The organism is Mucilaginibacter xinganensis, assembly GCF_002257585.1.
In the GTDB taxonomy this organism is placed as follows: Bacteria; Bacteroidota; Bacteroidia; order Sphingobacteriales; family Sphingobacteriaceae; genus Mucilaginibacter; species Mucilaginibacter xinganensis.
In genome coordinates this window covers 33,737-49,878 of sequence record NZ_CP022743.1, presented here as the reverse complement: position 1 = coordinate 49,878, position 16,142 = coordinate 33,737, and the positions used below count along the sequence as shown (strand labels likewise).

At 43.7% G+C, this 16,142-nt stretch carries 16 protein-coding genes; 8 read left to right on the top strand and 8 right to left on the bottom strand.

Features of this window, described 5'->3' with window-relative positions:
- Nucleotides 1-1,218, top strand: coding sequence for an acetate/propionate family kinase (locus tag MuYL_RS00225; RefSeq protein WP_094568609.1), 1,218 nt, complete (start codon nucleotides 1-3; stop codon nucleotides 1,216-1,218).
- A 236-nt stretch (nucleotides 1,219-1,454) separates the two neighbouring features.
- On the opposite strand, the gene MuYL_RS00215 is transcribed toward MuYL_RS00225, so the two are convergent.
- Both MuYL_RS00215 and MuYL_RS00210 read right to left on the bottom strand, forming a co-directional pair.
- Nucleotides 1,455-2,507, bottom strand: coding sequence for a response regulator (locus tag MuYL_RS00215; protein WP_094568608.1), 1,053 nt, complete (start codon nucleotides 2,505-2,507; stop codon nucleotides 1,455-1,457).
- Nucleotides 2,507-3,691, bottom strand: a complete 1,185-nt coding sequence (locus MuYL_RS00210) for a sensor histidine kinase (RefSeq protein WP_094568607.1) — start codon at nucleotides 3,689-3,691, stop codon at nucleotides 2,507-2,509. Before MuYL_RS00210 ends, MuYL_RS00215 begins: the two co-directional genes overlap by 1 nt.
- 430 nt (nucleotides 3,692-4,121) lie before the next feature.
- Between MuYL_RS00210 and MuYL_RS00205 the strand changes: the two genes are divergently transcribed.
- Both MuYL_RS00205 and MuYL_RS00195 read left to right on the top strand, forming a co-directional pair.
- Nucleotides 4,122-4,811 (top strand): OmpW/AlkL family protein, encoded by a 690-nt coding sequence (locus MuYL_RS00205; RefSeq protein ID WP_094568606.1) that lies wholly within the window; start codon nucleotides 4,122-4,124, stop codon nucleotides 4,809-4,811.
- Nucleotides 4,812-5,017: 206 nt separating this feature from the next.
- Nucleotides 5,018-5,626, top strand: coding sequence for a hypothetical protein (locus tag MuYL_RS00195; protein ID WP_094568604.1), 609 nt, complete (start codon nucleotides 5,018-5,020; stop codon nucleotides 5,624-5,626).
- Nucleotides 5,627-5,925: 299 nt separating this feature from the next.
- On the opposite strand, the gene MuYL_RS00190 is transcribed toward MuYL_RS00195, so the two are convergent.
- The 3 genes from MuYL_RS00190 to MuYL_RS00180 form a co-directional block, all read right to left on the bottom strand.
- Nucleotides 5,926-7,095: a glycoside hydrolase family 130 protein gene (locus MuYL_RS00190; protein ID WP_094568603.1), complete on the bottom strand. Its 1,170-nt coding sequence runs from the start codon at nucleotides 7,093-7,095 to the stop codon at nucleotides 5,926-5,928.
- A gap of 162 nt (nucleotides 7,096-7,257) precedes the next feature.
- The gene (locus MuYL_RS00185; RefSeq protein WP_094568602.1) at nucleotides 7,258-8,574 is read right to left on the bottom strand and encodes an amidohydrolase family protein; all 1,317 of its coding nucleotides are present in this window, start codon (nucleotides 8,572-8,574) and stop codon (nucleotides 7,258-7,260) included.
- Nucleotides 8,575-8,593: 19 nt separating this feature from the next.
- A complete protein-coding gene (locus MuYL_RS00180; RefSeq protein ID WP_094572795.1) occupies nucleotides 8,594-11,632 on the bottom strand; it encodes an amidohydrolase family protein in 3,039 nt (1,012 codons plus the stop codon).
- Nucleotides 11,633-11,789: 157 nt separating this feature from the next.
- On the opposite strand from MuYL_RS00180, the gene MuYL_RS00175 reads away from it, so the two are divergent.
- From MuYL_RS00175 to MuYL_RS00160, 4 genes are all read left to right on the top strand, one after another.
- Nucleotides 11,790-12,647, top strand: a complete 858-nt coding sequence (locus MuYL_RS00175; RefSeq protein WP_157740512.1) for an AraC family transcriptional regulator — start codon at nucleotides 11,790-11,792, stop codon at nucleotides 12,645-12,647.
- A gap of 58 nt (nucleotides 12,648-12,705) precedes the next feature.
- Nucleotides 12,706-13,296 (top strand): cysteine hydrolase family protein, encoded by a 591-nt coding sequence (locus MuYL_RS00170; RefSeq protein ID WP_094568600.1) that lies wholly within the window; start codon nucleotides 12,706-12,708, stop codon nucleotides 13,294-13,296.
- Between the two features lie 213 nt (nucleotides 13,297-13,509).
- Nucleotides 13,510-14,157 (top strand): tRNA (guanosine(46)-N7)-methyltransferase TrmB, encoded by a 648-nt coding sequence (gene trmB, locus MuYL_RS00165; RefSeq protein ID WP_094568599.1) that lies wholly within the window; start codon nucleotides 13,510-13,512, stop codon nucleotides 14,155-14,157.
- A gap of 8 nt (nucleotides 14,158-14,165) precedes the next feature.
- Complete coding sequence (locus MuYL_RS00160; protein ID WP_094568598.1) at nucleotides 14,166-14,498, top strand: MGMT family protein; 333 nt, start codon at nucleotides 14,166-14,168, stop codon at nucleotides 14,496-14,498.
- Nucleotides 14,499-14,516: 18 nt separating this feature from the next.
- Here MuYL_RS00160 and MuYL_RS00155 read toward each other — a convergent pair whose 3' ends face one another.
- Genes MuYL_RS00155 through MuYL_RS00145 form a run of 3 tightly spaced genes read right to left on the bottom strand, consistent with a single transcriptional unit; the run spans nucleotide 14,517 to nucleotide 15,655 of the window.
- Complete coding sequence (locus MuYL_RS00155; RefSeq protein ID WP_094568597.1) at nucleotides 14,517-14,879, bottom strand: hypothetical protein; 363 nt, start codon at nucleotides 14,877-14,879, stop codon at nucleotides 14,517-14,519.
- Between the two features lie 30 nt (nucleotides 14,880-14,909).
- On the bottom strand, nucleotides 14,910-15,278 hold the full coding sequence (locus MuYL_RS00150; RefSeq protein WP_094568596.1) for a VOC family protein: 369 nt from the start codon (nucleotides 15,276-15,278) through the stop codon (nucleotides 14,910-14,912).
- Complete coding sequence (locus MuYL_RS00145; RefSeq protein ID WP_094568595.1) at nucleotides 15,278-15,655, bottom strand: VOC family protein; 378 nt, start codon at nucleotides 15,653-15,655, stop codon at nucleotides 15,278-15,280. The genes MuYL_RS00150 and MuYL_RS00145 overlap by 1 nt, the downstream gene beginning before the upstream one ends.
- Before the next feature lie 133 nt (nucleotides 15,656-15,788).
- Here MuYL_RS00145 and MuYL_RS00140 point away from each other — a divergent pair, with 133 nt between their 5' ends.
- A complete protein-coding gene (locus tag MuYL_RS00140) occupies nucleotides 15,789-16,139 on the top strand; it encodes a carboxymuconolactone decarboxylase family protein (RefSeq protein ID WP_094568594.1) in 351 nt (116 codons plus the stop codon).
- The last annotated feature ends 3 nt before the right edge of the window (nucleotides 16,140-16,142 follow it).

Here is a 16,142-nt window from a genome sequence, read left to right as displayed (position 1 = left end):
ATGAATATACTGGTAATTAACAGTGGAAGCAGCTCCATAAAGTATCAGCTTTTTAAAATGCCCTGCACTGCGCCAATTTGCTCTGGGCTTGTAGAACGGATAGGCCTGCAAAATTCAAGCGTTACCCACAAGGTTTATAGTGGCGACAAGGAAAGGGCGGTTACCCTTACGTTGAACATTCCTGATCATGAGACGGGTATGATTGAAATAGGTAAGGTTTTAACAGAACCCGGGATTGGTGTGATAAAAAACCCGGAAGAAATTGAAGTGGTGGGGCACCGCGTTGTGCATGGCGGAGAAAAGTTTTCACAACCGGCCATTATTACCGCACAGGTAAAGGAAGAAATAAAAAAATTATTTTCATTGGCGCCCCTGCATAACCCTGGGCATTACAAGGGGATAGAAATAGCCGAAAAATTGTTTCCAAAAGCAAGTCATATTGCAGTGTTCGACACGGCTTTTCACCAAACCATGCCTGAGAAAGCGTTCAGATATGCCATCCCCAATAGTTACTATACTGACTACCATATCAGGGCGTACGGGTTTCATGGCACAAGTCACAAGTATGTAACCGCAAAAACGCTAAAATACCTGGATAAACCGGATGCCAAAATAATCACTATTCACTTAGGGAATGGTTGTAGCATGGCAGCCGTTGATGCGGGAAAATGTATTGATACCAGCATGGGACTAACTCCTTTGGATGGCCTGATTATGGGAACCCGTTGCGGCAATATTGATGCATCGGTAATTCTTTACCTGGAGCAGCAGGAGGGTTACACTGCGGAGCGCGTAAATGCGATTTTAAATAAAGAAAGCGGGATGACGGGCCTTACCGGACATGCTGATATGCGTGATATCCAAAAATTAATTGCTGACGGCGATGAGGCTGCCAGGCTGGCTTATGATATGTATGCTTACCGTATAAAGAAATTTATTGGCTCGTACGCCGCCGCGCTGAACGGCCTGGATGCTGTTGTATTTACCGCAGGTGTGGGTGAAAATGATAGCCTGGCAAGGGAATTGGCTTGTCGTAACCTGGACTTTTTCGGCATTGTTTTGGACGGGCAAAAGAATAATCTCCGGAGTCCACTTCTTCGTGAAATAAGTACCACTGAAAGCAGGGTAAAGGTGCTGGTAGTACCCACCAACGAAGAACTTGAAATAGCAACACAATGTGTAGAACTGCTTAGCCACAGTAATAAACAAGGAAAATGAATTGCTTACAAATGCGACGACCTATGAGCCTGAAAAATTAATATCCCATCATTTTAAGCTGCTCGAAATACTGCAGGCCTACAAGGTGTTTGGCAATGCGGCACAGGAAAAAGCGATAAAGGTTATTATAGAACCATAACGTTCACGGTGTTAATAACGAAAAGACCTTTATAAAACGATCCAAAGTCAGTTTATAAGGGTCTTTTAATTACCTGTGTCTAAGTAATTGCAATAAATTAATTCTTCATTTTACTTAAACGCGAAGGATCAAGAATATGAATGGTGCTCCCCTTTTTTTCAATCAAACCTTCATCTTTAAAGTCAGAAAGTGTACGGCTTACGGTTTCTGTAGCCATACCGGACATTGAAGCCAGGTCTTCCCTGGTTATTTTAAAGCCGTCAGCATCGTGGCCGGGTTGCTTATGCAGGCGCAAAATAGCATCTGCCAGCCGTTTCCTAACGGAGTTATAGGCCAGCTGCAGCAACTGCTCTTCCTTTTCGCGAATATCGTTCGATAGAATTTTAATAAACTCTTTGGCAACATCGGGGTACAAGTTTAGCAGTTTCTCAATGCTGTCTTTAGGAATCAGGCAAAGCGAACTATCGTCCAGCGTTGTCGCAGTTTCACTGTAAGGTTCATTAGCCAATAAGGCCTGGATGCCGAGGTAGCTTTCAGGAGTGTACATGCCTGTCATTAACTCGCGCCCGTCTTCAGCCATTTTTACGGTTTTTATCCGCCCGCTTAGTAACAGGTAAAGGCCATTGCCCCTATCTCCTTCATAATATACAACCTGGTCTTTCTTAAACTGCCTTATTTTACGCTCGCTGATTATCTTTTTTAATTCAGCCAGTCCTTCATTTTTAGCTATGAGGTTATCCAGCTGGTCCAACGATTTGCTGTAGAAATTTTGCTGATCTGCTTTTTTTCGCAAGCGGCTTTCAATAGCGCTTAACAACTCAATATCGTCAAAGGGTTTGGTTAAATAGTCGTCGGCACCCATTTCCATGCCTTTTCTTAAGTCAACCTTTTCAGCTTTGGCGGTTAAAAAAATAAAAGGGATCACCGCTGTATCCGGATTTTTTAAGAGGAGGTATAATACCCCGTAACCGTCAAGCTCAGGCATCATAATGTCACATAAAATAATATCGGGCAAGTTTTTAAGTGCCAGATCAACGCCTGTTCTGCCGTTGTCTGCGGCAAGAACTTCATAATTTGCCAGATCCAGGATCTCAACTACATTTTCCCTGATATCGACGTTATCTTCAATTATTAATACTTTTTTTTTCATTATATTGGAAATGAAAGCGTGAACAAGGTTCCCTGGTTAACATTGCTTTTAAAGTTTATTTTCCCATTCATCAGCATCGTATAACGGGCTACAATGTTGAGCCCTAACCCGGTGCCCGGTATGTTGCCAATGTTGTGTGCCCTGAAAAATGCCTCAAACAGGTGTTTCTGATCATTTTCAGGAATCCCGATTCCGTCATCCTTGACAGTCAAAATACAAATATTATCGCCAATTTCAGTATTAAATTCTATGAAAGTATTTTCTCCTGAATATTTAATAGCGTTTGCAACAAGGTTAATTATAATATTCTTTAATAAATTCTGATCAAGATTAATTATGCTTTGGATGCCGGTATGCTGATAGATGATGTTTTGATTTTGCTTTGCCATCATCTGCATTTCTTCGGTAATTTCTTCCGAGAATTTAACGAGGTCAAAACTTGTAAAAGAAGGTTCAACTTTTCCGGCTTCCAGCTTTTCGAGCGAGAGAAAATCATTTAGAATAGTGGTAAGGTTACCTACCGCATTTTTTATTTTTACAACATGTTTGCCAATATGATCGTTTTCAAACGGCTGCGAGTACTTATCAATTAACGATGCCGAAAGTTGTATTGCGCTTAACGGCGTTCTGAATTCATGCGAGGCCATTGATACAAACCTGCTTTTTAACTGGCCAAGCTCTTTTTCTTTTTCCAGCGAAAGGCTAACTTCTTCTTTTGCCTGCTGTAGCGCGTGCACTGTTTCAGTAAGCGATTGCGTGCGCTCCTCCACCTGTTCCTCCAGGTGAGCGGCATATTCTTTTAGCTGTTCTTCTGCTTCCTTTTGCCGGCTGAGGTCGTGGATAAACCCTGTATAAATTTTCCTGCCCGAATACTGTACCTCGCTAACAGCCAGACGAAAAGGAAACTTATCGCCATTTTTTTTTAGCCCGATAACCTCACGGCCTGTTCCTATAATATGAGCTTCTCCTGTGCGTTGGTACCGATCAAGGTAACCATCATGTTCTGCTTTGTAGGGTGCAGGCATCAGAATTGAAATATTTTCGCCGATTACTTCTTCGGGCTGATAACCGAATAAGTTACAGCCTGCCGGGTTTATCGACTCAATAATGCCCCTATCAGATATCGTTATGATACCATCTATTGCATTTTTAATAATCGCATTAAGCAAGGCAGCATTTTCCATAGTTAATAAAACTAACGCAACCTTACCTCAGGTTTTGGTTAATTTAAGAGGGTGCATAATAGTTGTGCAAGTTATTTAATTAATCGTCAATAAAGGAGTTTTTCGTTTAAAAAACTCCTTTTTGATGGCGGATGGAATTTACAGAACAATTTGTTAAAAGTCCTTTGATGCTGGTTCCCGGCTATTGGGCTTTTTACCCTTTTAATTCTTTCGGAAGTAACGATTAAAATATGAGCAATGGGAATTACGTTCCAAATTTAATTGCGGAAAAACCGGGATGGGCGACGTATTTAACTGCTATAAACAGACGTGAAAGAATTTAGTTTAGTGCGCAGATTAACAATGATCAGGGTCATTTCTAAACCTGTTTTTGGTCATTACGAGTGGCAAAGTTCACTTTAGTTTTGTTGTGTAATCAACACAAAATATTATGAAAAATCTAAGACTATTTGTAACATCATTACTATTATTGAGCGTATTTACCACCTTTGCGCAAGAAAAAAAAGAGTGGGATATCAGGTTTAGGGCTATCGCAATTGTACCGCAGGAAAGTGCCACTATCGGAGTTATAGGCGGAGGCGTTAATATATCAAACACGGTTGTGCCCGAAGTTGACTTTACCTATTTTTTCGCTAAGAATTTTTCAGCTGAGCTGATCTTAGCAACTACCAGGCATAAAGTAAATACAACCGGATCTAATTTAACTGCCATTGGTGCAAGTTCATCTGCAGATGTTAACCTGGGTAAAGTTTGGCTTTTGCCGCCAACTTTAACCCTGCAATATCATGTTCCAACAGGCTGTGCGGTTAAGCCATATATTGGCGCAGGCGTTAACTACACTTTTTTTTACAGTGCTGACAAAGGGCCTACAGTACGGGCAATTGATTATCAAAACAAATTCGCTTTTGCCACACAGGCTGGAGTAGACTATAATATCACTAAAAAGGTGTTTTTAAATCTTGATTTGAAAAAAATATTTCTTTCAACCAATGTAACGGTTGATGCTTCAAACCTGACACCTGCTGCTAATCCTGAATTGGCACCAGTTTTGAAAAATATCCCTGCAAACGTAAAAATTAACCCATGGGTAATTGGTGCAGGTGTTGGTTTCAGGTTGTAACATTAACCAGCTAATAACATGCTTTTAAGCATACGGCCCCGGGCATTTAATTCCCGGGACCGTATGTTTGTGAAAATGCCGCCCATTATTGTTTACCACATCGGTACCGGTAAAGTGATTTGGCTCACCGCACCAAATGACGGCAGTCATTTAAACCGGGCAACCGCTTTGTATCTTAGCTTGAAATTGATTATAAACATTTGAGCATGTGGTGGCAGTACCTGTTGGTTTTTATCGGCTCCTTTTTATTCGACGTAGTCCCTATTCCCTTTCCGCCTGCATTTACCATTATGGTTTTTTTGCAGATTGAGTTTAACCTGGATATTTGGCTGGTTATTGTAATAGGGGTTGCGGGCTCCATTCTGGGGCGTTATATTCTCACTTTATATATCCCCCTGCTGGCCGGAAGGATCTTTAAAAAGTCGAAGAATGAAGATGTTCAGTTTTTGGGCGAAAAGATGAAGGAAAACGGCTGGAAAGGCCAGGCGGCGATATTGGCTTATACGTTGCTGCCGCTTCCAACTACGCCCTTGTTTCTGGCCAGTGGCATGGCAAAAATAAATGCTTCCTACATCATCCCGATTTTTCTTGTAGGTAAATTTACAAGCGATGCAATCACCGTACATTTAGGAAAATATGCAGCTAACAATGCAAAAAGCATTATAGAGGGTGGTTTTTCCTGGCAGTCTGTAGGCGGTTCAATATTTGGAATATTACTGCTGTGCACTATTTTGTTTATTGATTGGCGCTCGCTGATCCAAAAGAAAACATTCCTGCTGAACTTCCGGATCTGGAAGAAGAAAACGGTTAATTAAAGGGAGTCCGACATAAGCAAAAGGAGGTGTAACACCTAAACCTCTCTACAACCGCGTGCAGACATACCTTTATATAAGACAAGTTATGTATTCGCGTCGCTAACGCGTTCCATTTTTGCATGCGGAACACCAGGAACAAAGTGAAACATTCTGATTATCAGTGCTTTATGTTTTTATCGGGTGGGAAAGAGGTGTAAGTAGCTGATAATAAACATGTTTCATCAATATTTATATCGAATTTATGTTAATTAATGAAAGTCAACACGTTAAAATTTCGTTATAAATAAGCTTGCCTGCCATTATTCCGCTGCAGCCGTAACCGGGTCAGGCGGTGCTGGTTTTGCAGGGTCGTAAACAGCTACGCCCACCCTTGAGTCGGCACAGCCATAATACAGGTACCATTTGTGTTTAAACCAGGCCATCCCTTCTATAAACACAGTTCCGTTCACATATTGCCCGCTTTTTTCAAAAGGCTGCATTGGCCTCAGGAAAGGTACGTCCAGGCGGGTAACATATTTTTCAGGATCATTTTTGTCAAACAGCATTTGCCCGGCGCAATAGGAGTTGCCGTTAAATCGCTTGTCGCCACCATCGCCGGGGTGGTTTTTGCCGTTATACAAAAGCACAATACCCTGCGCCGTTAATATCGCGGGCGGCCCGCATTCTGTAAGGTCGCTGTCGAAGGATCCTTTACGCGGAGAGGCCAGGATCTTTAAGGCTCCTGTTTCATCAATTAAAGGCGCCCAGTCAACTAAATTATTCGAAGTGGCACCATACACGTGCTCTTCGCCCCAGTATAGAAAATATTTTCCGTTTATTTTAGCAATTACCTGCCTGTCGCCTTTTATCCGGGTTAATATCGATGCCGACTTTGAGGCGATATTAAAGAATTTGCCTTTGTAAGCATCCTGGAAGATCGGGCCGTGCTTGGTCCAGTTAACCAGGTCTTTTGAGGTGGCTACGCCAAGGCGCGGCGTTTTACGGTTCCACTGGGTATAAAAAACAACGTAGGTTCCATTTTCAGTAACTGCCACCCTCGGGTCCTCACAGCCGCCCGGCCATTCATAAGCTTTCTGGCTGTCGTTCCCGGGAAAAAGAACGGGCTGTGTTTTACGGTTAAAGTGTAAACCATCATTGCTTACGGCATACCCCAAACGTGATGTTCTCGTGCCTATCTGCATCCCGGTTTTATCTTCCGAACGATACAATACCACTATTTTACCGTCTCTTACTGTAGCAGCCGGGTTAAAGGTATCGTTCGCCTCCCAACTGATTAAAGCTTTGCTCATCGGGTCGTAAAATTTTGATGCCGGCTTCGGCGAAATAATGGGATTTACCCCTTCCGGCCTCACAAAACCGCCAAATGCCCAGTCAGGCAATATATTTGTTGCCTGGCCCTGCCCAAAACATATTTGCGAAAATAGTAACAGGATAAAAAGCCCGGTTAGCTTGCGAAATTGCTGCTTCATTTATGGTATTTTAGAACAGATGATCTTACTTGCCCGTTTTTAGGAAGATGAGCAACCTTTAACTGGTTTATAACATTACAATAATAGTTAATAAAACTATTGTATTAAAAAAATAGCGATGAGTTATCAAAAACCCATCGCTATTAGCAGGAGAACCTTTCCTTACAAATTAGCTTTTACGCCATATTTATCAGCAAACTTTTTATAAAGTTGTTTGTGCAGGTTATCAAGGTTAATGTTCCTTCCCTGTATAAACGCATTATCAACATTTATGGTGATCATATCCAGCGCATCGCCTTTGGAGATAAACAGGTTGGCATCTTTACCCACTTCCAGCGTGCCGGTTGTTTTGTCGATCCCCAGGATCTTTGCATTATTTATAGTGATCATAGAGATAGCCTGCTCTTTGGTTAAGCCGTAGCCAACAGCTTCGCCGGCCTCAAAAGGCAGGTTACGCTGGCGCCAGAATCCAACGCCTGTTAAACCATATAACACACCTGCATCCTGTAATATCTTCGGCAGCTTGTAGGGCAAATAAACGTCATCCTCGTCTTTATCAGGCAGACGTTGTGTCTCCTTTAATATCACCGGCACATTGTTGTCTTTCAAAACTTCGGTAACCAGGTATGATTCGTTACCGCCAACAATCACAACCTGTACGCCCATTTTTTTACCAAAGTTTATGGCCTGCACTATTTCTTTGGCACCATCGGCATTTACAAACAGTTTTTTAGTGCCGTTAAATAAACCTTTCATGGCGGCAAGGCGCAGGTTATCCACATCAGGTTTGCTGATGTCAGCATATGCTTTGGCCTCATCAAACAACTTTTCGATAGCGTCAATTGCTTTTTGCGCTTTTTCGGCCGGTGACTCTTCCGGAACGCCCGCAGCCGGTCGGCCTCTTCTCCTGCCCTGCGGCTGTGCAACAGGCCAGGTTAAATGAATGCCGATATCCGTTTTATAAGCCGCATCCTGCCAGTTCCAGGCGTCAAGCTGTACTACCGACGACTGGCCCTGTATAGTGCCGCCGTTGGGGGTAGGTTGCGCCAGCAGGATCCCATTTGAGCGTACGGTTGGGATCACCTTTGAGTCGGTGTTGTATGCAACAATAGAGCGAACGTTAGGGTTAAGGTCGCCGGTCTCTTCGTCATCTTCGGTACCGCGGGCACCTTCGGCAATTTCAATAAGGCCCAGGGTAGTTATGGGGCAAATAAAACCCGGATATACCTGTTTGCCCGTTGCGTCAATAACATCAGCATCGGTGGTGCCAGTGGCAATGCCTTCGCCAATGGCGGTTATTTTGCCCTTATCGAAAGTTACATAGCCATTATTGATTACCTGGCCGTTACCTATGTGTATAGTGCCGCCTTTTATAGTTATAGGTTTTGATTGCGCTTTAGCCGGCGAAATAGTTGCCTGGCCGTTTGCGAGGATAGTGCTGAGCAATAATCCTCCAAAAATTAAAAATATCTTGTTCATCTTAGTGTTCTGTTAGGGATTATTTACCGTTTGAGTTGCTTTGTCCAACACCATCGCCTGATACAAACTCATCGTCTTCATCAGCCTCATTATTGCGGGGGCGCTTTGCCACTGGCTTTTGCGTAACGGCGCCTTTGTTTTTAGCCGCTATCATTTTTTGGATGATCCTTGCTTCATCAGCTTTCATGGTTTTTTGGTTAGCTGCATCCTTCTCAATATCCCAGTAAGGAATCCCGTCAACATAGGTTTTCTCGGCAACTGCATAAATAGAAAGCGGATCGGCAGACCATAATACCAAATCAGCATCTTTACCAACTTTTATACTTCCAATTTGCTTGTCAACATGCAGCATGGTAGCCGGGTTAATAGTTACCAGTTTAAGGGCTTCCTCTTCACTCAGGTGTCCGTACGCTACAGATTTTCCGGCTTCCTGGTTTAGGCGGCGCGCCATCTCCTCATCGTCAGAGTTAAATGCGGTTACTACCCCGGCATCGTGCATCAGTGCGCCATTGTACGGAATAGCTTCGGCAACTTCGTTTTTGTAAGCCCACCAGTCTGAAAAGGTTGAGCCTGCTATGTTGTGCGCCTTCATTTTATCAGCCATTTTGTAGCCCTCTAAAATGTGGGTAAAGGTGTTTATTTTAAAGCCCAGTGAATCGGCCACATGCATCAGCATATTAATTTCCGACTGTACGTACGAGTGGCAGGTGATGAAGCGTTTGCCATCAAGTATTTCAACTATAGCATCCAGTTCAATATCGCGGCGCACATTGTTGCCTTTTATGGCACGTGCACCTTTATATTCTTTGGCACGCGTAAATTCGTCAATATAAACCTCCTCAACACCCATCCGGCTTTGCGGGAAACGGGCGGCACCTACTACCGGGCCGTTGTTGCTGCCTTTAACATTTTCGCCGAGCGCGAATTTTATAAAGCCGTCAGAACCTGCAACCTTCATTTCGTCAGGCAGTACACCCCAGCGGTGCTTGATCAGTTGAGTTTGGCCCCCAATCGGGTTAGCCGAACCATGCAGGATGTGTGAGGTTGTTACCCCGCCTGCAAGCTGGCGATAAATGTTTATGTCTTCTGAATTTAAGATGTCGGCTATCCGCACTTCGGCGCTTACAGCCTGGGTACCCTCGTTGATACTGCCGCTGCCCGCTATGTGCGAGTGCTCATCAACAATACCCGGCGAAAGGTGTTTGCCCGTAGCATCAATTACTTTAGCACTGCCGGCAGATAACCCTTTACCAATCGCTTTTATTTTGCCGTTTTCAATCAGCACGTCAGTATTTTGCAGTATGCCAGCCTTATCGCTGGTCCAAACAGTGGCGTTTTTAAACAGTACGCTTTCGGCTTTTGGCAGTTCGGTGTTACCGTAGGCTACAAACGGATAAACTACCGGGCCATCAATTATTGGCGCTTTGGCAGGTTCAGGTTTTTTTTCTGCGGATGCCGGGGCAGCGTAGGTTGCACCCCATTTAAGTTCTGATCCATCGGGCAAAATACCACTTCCATTAAATGTTAGCGGGGCCGTTTTGGTGATATACCCGTTTAACCGTACGTTGCCTGCCGGTTTGTTTTTAAGGTCGAAGTAAATGCTTACCATATCGCCGGTGCGGGTAATAGTGCCTTTGGTGCGCGAGCTGTCTGCCCCGGTGCGCTCAAGGGTTACGTCGTATGCTCCGGGTGTTCCGCCAATTTTAAGCGTTACACCAGGTAAAGCGTCACTGGCAAAGTTATATGTGCCGCGCAGGTCGGTCACATCCTTGCGGCTAACCACGTATTGGCGGCCTTCTATCCAATTCTCATAAATTACGTTGTCTTTTTTAAACAGATCGTCAGATGTGATAATAAAGTTGGCCATTTTGCCCTTTGCAAGGGTGCCCACCTTATCAGCTACGCCCAGCATTTCGGCGGGTATAGCGGTTAATGAGTTTAAAGCCTGTTTTTCACTCAGCCCATTATCAATGGAAATCCGCAGGTTGGTCCAAAAGTCGCGGGCATTGGCTAAGCCGTATGCGGTAATGGCAAATTTTATTCCTGCTTTTTCAAGCACAGCGGGGTTAGTTGGCGCCAGTTCCCAGTCTTTCATTTGGGTATAGCTTATATTACGGGCATCAAGCGGGTCTTCCACATCAAATGCTTCGGGGAAGGTAAGCGGGATAATAAAGCTGCCGCCGGTACCCTTCATGGCATCAATGCGGCGATACTCCTGCCCGTCTGTTTTAAAAATATATTGTTTGCCAAATTCCTTGCCTATTTTGTTAGCGCGCAGCACACTCAGTTGATCGGTGACCTCAAATATCTGCGGCAGGGACTGTGTGCGGTTAAATTCATCAAGCGAAATATTGTATTCCTCTTTTTGGTTTTTGTACCACTGGGCATCATAATAAGTTTGGCGCAACAAAGCAATGGCCCCCATTAATGATGATGGATAGTTGGTTGCGGCAGTGCCCTTGCTAAAAGAGTAATGCGCAGCAGCCTCGCTGCTAATTATCAGCTGGTTGTCGCGTTCATCACCTAATGTAACTATTGCTGATGTACCGCGGGCAATACCGTCATGAATAAGTGATTGTACCGTTCCGAAACCATTTTTTTTGAACTCTTCAGCTTTTGATGCATCAGCGTGGAATACCGCTTTTGCATTCATTTCCGGCTTTATAGATTCGTTCCAGCCGTAAGCACCCGGTTTGGTTGATACCGGTACCGCAGCCCTGCCAAAACCGCCTTGTGCAAACGCCTGTCTTGACGCTTCGGGAATCCCGTAGCTGGTGTAGGCATCAACAAGCGATGGGTAAATGTATTTTCCCTTAAGGTCAATAGTAACATAGCCTTTGGGGATTTTAACAGCGGCACCAACAGATTCTATTTGCCGGTCTTTAATTAGCAGCGTACCGTTGGTGATGGTTTGATCGGCACTTACAACAATGGTGGCGTTGGTGAAGGCATACTGGCCGGGGCGAATATCCCAGGGGCCGTTTACCGGGAAGGTTTGCTGTGCCCGCGTGAGCAGGGCAAAGAGCACAGCACAGCCTAAAAGTAAAAGTTTTTTCATTTGAATAGTTTTGTCAGTTAATACAGTCCCTAATATATTAAAAATTGACGAATGCACTGAAGCTGTGCGGTGTTTCATCATAGATTTGTTACAATTTATCAAAAATTTAAAAGAGCGCATTACAAAATGTAGCTTAGTGCAGCCTAATGCTGTTAAAATGATACAAATTCCCAAAGATCTGCTTGATCAACATACACACATCAGGTTACGGCTTGCTGATATGTACGGTATTCTTATCGACAAAAAACGGCCTTTTCGCTGCGACGATACGCTGCAAACCGCGCATTGCCTGGAAATTGTTTTAACGGGCGCTATTGATGTAAGGTATGGCAGTTTTGTGCAGCACCTTACCGCGGGCGAGATCCAGTTTAGGCGGCGAGGGAACTACCAGTTGTTTCCATCTGATGATTATACCAGCCTGCTCATTTTTATGGAGAATGAATTTGTTGACTATTTCCTGGAAACTCATGTCCCGGAGTTTAAACAGGAAAGGTTTGGTGCCGATTTGCCACCGTTTACATTTAAAACATCAGGGTTTATCAATGCTAACATAGCACAAGCCATTCAGCATATTTTACACCCGCAGGAATACTCCCGCTGCATTGTTAAATTTACTGCTCACCAGGTATTGCTGCAAATTTTGGCAAATGACAGCTCAAAAACCTTTGTTTCGTTTTTAAAACATCTGGTTAGCGAAAGGAAAATTGACCTTGGCTATTTTATGGAGGAAAACTTTAACCGGCAGCTTTCATTACCTGATATGGCAAAACTTACCGGGCGAAGCGTAAGCGCATTTAAAAAGGAGTTTACCGAACGCTTTAACACAACACCTGTAAAGTGGCAGATAAACCGCAGGCTTGAGTATGCTGAATACCAGTTAAAAACCTCAAGCGACCCTATATCGCTAATAGCTTATAGCAGCGGGTTCGAGAACATTTCGCATTTTTCAAAAGTGTATAAACAAAAGTTTGGTGCTTCACCTAAAAGTGCAAGGAGCAGGCAGGTGGTTTATTAACAAACAAATAAAGCCTCACAGCAAAATTTTGACTTCCATAAAGCTGCAATTTTGAGGTATGAAAACAATAACGAATACCCATCCTGCACTGATACTGGTTGATATCCAGCAGGGTTTCGACAACATCACTTACTGGGGCGGCGAACGCAACAATCCCGGTGCGGAAGCAAACGCACGCAGACTGCTCGACTACTGGCGGGCAAACAACCTGCCGCTTTTCCATATTCAGCATTGCTCAACAAACCCCAACTCCCTGCTGGCTGAAAGTAACCCCGGCAACGCACACAAAGAAATTGTGAAGCCTTTACCGGGAGAGCCGGTGATCAAAAAATCAGTGAACAGTTCTTTTATCGGTACCGATCTGCAACAACAACTGGATACCGCAAACATTGACACCGTAGTTATAGTGGGCCTCACCACGGAACATTGCGTATCAACCACAGCCCGGATGGCCGGCAACTTTGGGTATAATACTTTTGTAGTGGCCGATGCAGTTGCCGCTTTTTCAAAAACAGGGATCAACGGTGAGCATTACGATGCAGAGACCATCCATTTAACCGCGCTGGCAATGATAAATAAGGAGTTTGCAACTGTTTTAAATACCGAAGAGGTTATAAATGCTTTAAAAAAAAACGATGGTTTTCTTTAGCAAGTTTATGAAGAGGCTTTTAGCAGCCTATTTACCCGTTTCGCAAATACTTGCGGTAATGAGATAACAGAAACTTTTTCGCGTTGCGTATATTCTCCACAATACAAACATTACTGCGATAAAAGGAGTACCAAATTTGCGGGAAATGCTCAATGCAAATCGGCTTAAAATTAAATCGCTCAAAATCTTATTTTTGCGCAATAATCAATTTAAGTGGGAAAAGATAAAATAAGACGTTTTGCCGAGATAGACACCTTTAGCAACGTTTTGCAGTTAGATGCCGGCAAGCCTTTTAAAGGGCAATGGAATACCGAATTTTTTAAGAACAATAATCCGGTAGTGCTGGAGCTGGCCTGCGGCAAAGGCGAATACACGGTTAACCTGGCTACAATGTTCCCCGGTAAAAATTTTATCGGGATAGATTACAAGGGCAACCGCATCTGGCGGGGTGCAAAAACCGCACTGGAAGATGGTGTTACCAACGTTGGCTTTTTGCGTATCCAGATTGAAACGCTGATAGAATATTTTGCACCCGGAGAAATAGACGAGATCTGGATCACCTTTCCCGATCCGCAGCCGCAGCTCAGCAGGGAGAAGAAGCGCCTAACCTCGCCCCGCTTTTTAAATATGTATAAGGTGATTTTAAAACCGGGTGGTTTTGTGAACCTCAAAACTGACAATGACGACTTGCATGTCTATACCGCTGAAAAAATTGAAGAAACTGGCTTAACCCTGCACGCAAAAACGGAGGACGTGTACCATTCATCATATGCCACCGAGGTGCTGAATATTAAAACGTATTACGAGAAAAAATATCTGAAGGTAAACAAGAATATTAACTATCTTAAGTTTTCGTTTTAAACCCGGCAATGGCGGAACCGAATTTCTATGATAGTGTTTACGAAGTGGCCCGGCTGATTCCGAAGGGCAGGGTAACCAGCTATGGGGCTATCGCGGCGTACCTGGGTACCAAAGGCTCGTCGCGGATGGTGGGTTATGCTATGCAGGCGGCAGGCAGGGTAGATCCGCCGGTACCGGCGCACCGGGTGGTAAACAGGCAGGGGCTTTTAACTGCAAAATTTCATTTTGGTGGTAACCTGATGCAAACACTGCTCGAAAATGAAGGTGTAAAAGTAGCAGATGACCAGGTACAGGATTTTAAAACCGTATTCTGGGACCCATCGATAGAATTAGCTTTGTAAAAAAGAGATCGGGAATTATTAGCTTAAGCTGTGTACACTGTCGCCCCTGTAGTCAGTAACAAGCCAGGTTAGCAGCAAACAGTTTCCGAAGATAACGTAGAATAACTTACCATCGGCATTGTTGTTGAACAGCGTATAAGCCAGCATAATAACAGCTACTGCAACTACAAATTCCACCAACTCATGGATGCTAACCGGTATAAGTTTAACCGCACCCATAGCAAAATCAGTAAATACCGTTAGCAAAAGGTGTGCGGCGCCTAAGGCGTATGTAAACAGTGCAAGCTTGCCTGTAAAGCCAAAAATTACAGGCGATGCCAATAAAAACACACAAACCAGAATGTCAATAATTCCGTGAATCTTAGGAGATATGAATTTCATAACTATATTTTTTAACTGATGCCGTACTATCTATAATTCAACTATTTGAAGCAACTCCATCCGGTTTCCAAAAGGATCGTGAAAAGCGAACCTTTTGCGGCCGGGAATTACGGGCTCCTCTAATATTTCTACGTTATGTGCCTTAATATGTTTCAGTGCATTATCCATATTTTTTATTTCGAAGGCAATGTGCCTTACCGATACTGGCTTAAGCGGTTCAACACCAACATGCAGCTGGATATCACCGATATCAAACCAATAGCCCGGGGTAGTAAACAGGTGGTCGGGCCGGGCAATTTTCCTCAGGCCAACTATTTCAGTATAAAAGATGAGCGCTTCTTCCAGCCTTTCGGGCGGTACGCAAATATTAATATGGTCGGCACGGATAAACTCAATCATTATTCGTCTTCTGCAAAGGTGAGCACGTAGTTGTTATTATCAAGAATGGAGAATTCGGTAGCACCGTAAAAGGTAGTTTCAAGGCCTTTTAATACAGTTACCTTATCTTTTACCAGTTCAAAAAACTCCCTTATTTTTTTTAGTTTGATGTAAAGGAGTAGCGAGGCGCCATTTTGCCTGCTGATTTGCGGCAATTCTTCGCCCAGGCTTTCAAACGTTTGAAACATAAAGGTAACTTCGCCGTTCACCATCATAGCCCAAATAAATTCGGTGCCGGTTTCTGGAACAGTAACTACCAGCTGAAATCCAATCGACCGGTAAAAGGCGATGGTTTCATCCATATTGTTAACAAAAATATTGGGCGACAGGCTTTCCATAGGATTTTTTTATTTAGGGTTTCGGATGTTCAACTTCGGATTTGTTTAATTTTGAAGACCGGATTGCGTGCGAATTGACCGCAATAACCAAGTAATTCAGTAATTCAAATTTATAAAAAATACTTATGCCGCTATGGGGAAATTAATAGAAGATTTTGAGAGCTACCGCACAAAAATGAATGACAGGATAATGGACACGGCCAATACCAATATCAAACGGTTCTTTGCGCTGGACACCACCACCTATGCTGATGGGGCGCTTGATGTTAAAACAAAGGAAATGCTTGGCCTGGTAGCTTCAATGGTGCTGCGCTGTGATGATTGTATAAAGTACCACCTAGGCAAATGCCACGAAGCCGGGGTGAAGCACGATGAAATGAACGAAGTGTTTATGATAGCTAACCTGGTTGGGGGATCAATTGTTATTCCCCACTATCGCAGGGCGGTGGAGTACTGGGATGAATTGAATGGAGTTGGTTTGTAATGT

Bases quoted from the DNA above. Each gene is read 5' to 3' on its own strand.
- MuYL_RS00160 (WP_094568598.1), top strand. From the start codon at position 14,166: ATGGCGGAACCGAATTTCTATGATAGTGTTTACGAAGTGGCCCGGCTG.
- MuYL_RS00150 (WP_094568596.1), bottom strand. From the start codon at position 15,278: ATGATTGAGTTTATCCGTGCCGACCATATTAATATTTGCGTACCGCCC.
- MuYL_RS00170 (WP_094568600.1), top strand. From the start codon at position 12,706: ATGAAAACAATAACGAATACCCATCCTGCACTGATACTGGTTGATATC.
- MuYL_RS00175 (WP_157740512.1), top strand. From the start codon at position 11,790: ATGATACAAATTCCCAAAGATCTGCTTGATCAACATACACACATCAGG.
- MuYL_RS00205 (WP_094568606.1), top strand. From the start codon at position 4,122: ATGAAAAATCTAAGACTATTTGTAACATCATTACTATTATTGAGCGTA.
- MuYL_RS00180 (WP_094572795.1), bottom strand. From the start codon at position 11,632: ATGAAAAAACTTTTACTTTTAGGCTGTGCTGTGCTCTTTGCCCTGCTC.
- MuYL_RS00195 (WP_094568604.1), top strand. From the start codon at position 5,018: ATGTGGTGGCAGTACCTGTTGGTTTTTATCGGCTCCTTTTTATTCGAC.
- MuYL_RS00140 (WP_094568594.1), top strand. From the start codon at position 15,789: ATGGGGAAATTAATAGAAGATTTTGAGAGCTACCGCACAAAAATGAAT.
- MuYL_RS00155 (WP_094568597.1), bottom strand. From the start codon at position 14,879: ATGAAATTCATATCTCCTAAGATTCACGGAATTATTGACATTCTGGTT.
- MuYL_RS00185 (WP_094568602.1), bottom strand. From the start codon at position 8,574: ATGAACAAGATATTTTTAATTTTTGGAGGATTATTGCTCAGCACTATC.
- MuYL_RS00190 (WP_094568603.1), bottom strand. From the start codon at position 7,095: ATGAAGCAGCAATTTCGCAAGCTAACCGGGCTTTTTATCCTGTTACTA.
- MuYL_RS00225 (WP_094568609.1), top strand. From the start codon at position 1: ATGAATATACTGGTAATTAACAGTGGAAGCAGCTCCATAAAGTATCAG.
- MuYL_RS00145 (WP_094568595.1), bottom strand. From the start codon at position 15,655: ATGGAAAGCCTGTCGCCCAATATTTTTGTTAACAATATGGATGAAACC.
- MuYL_RS00215 (WP_094568608.1), bottom strand. From the start codon at position 2,507: ATGAAAAAAAAAGTATTAATAATTGAAGATAACGTCGATATCAGGGAA.
- MuYL_RS00210 (WP_094568607.1), bottom strand. From the start codon at position 3,691: ATGGAAAATGCTGCCTTGCTTAATGCGATTATTAAAAATGCAATAGAT.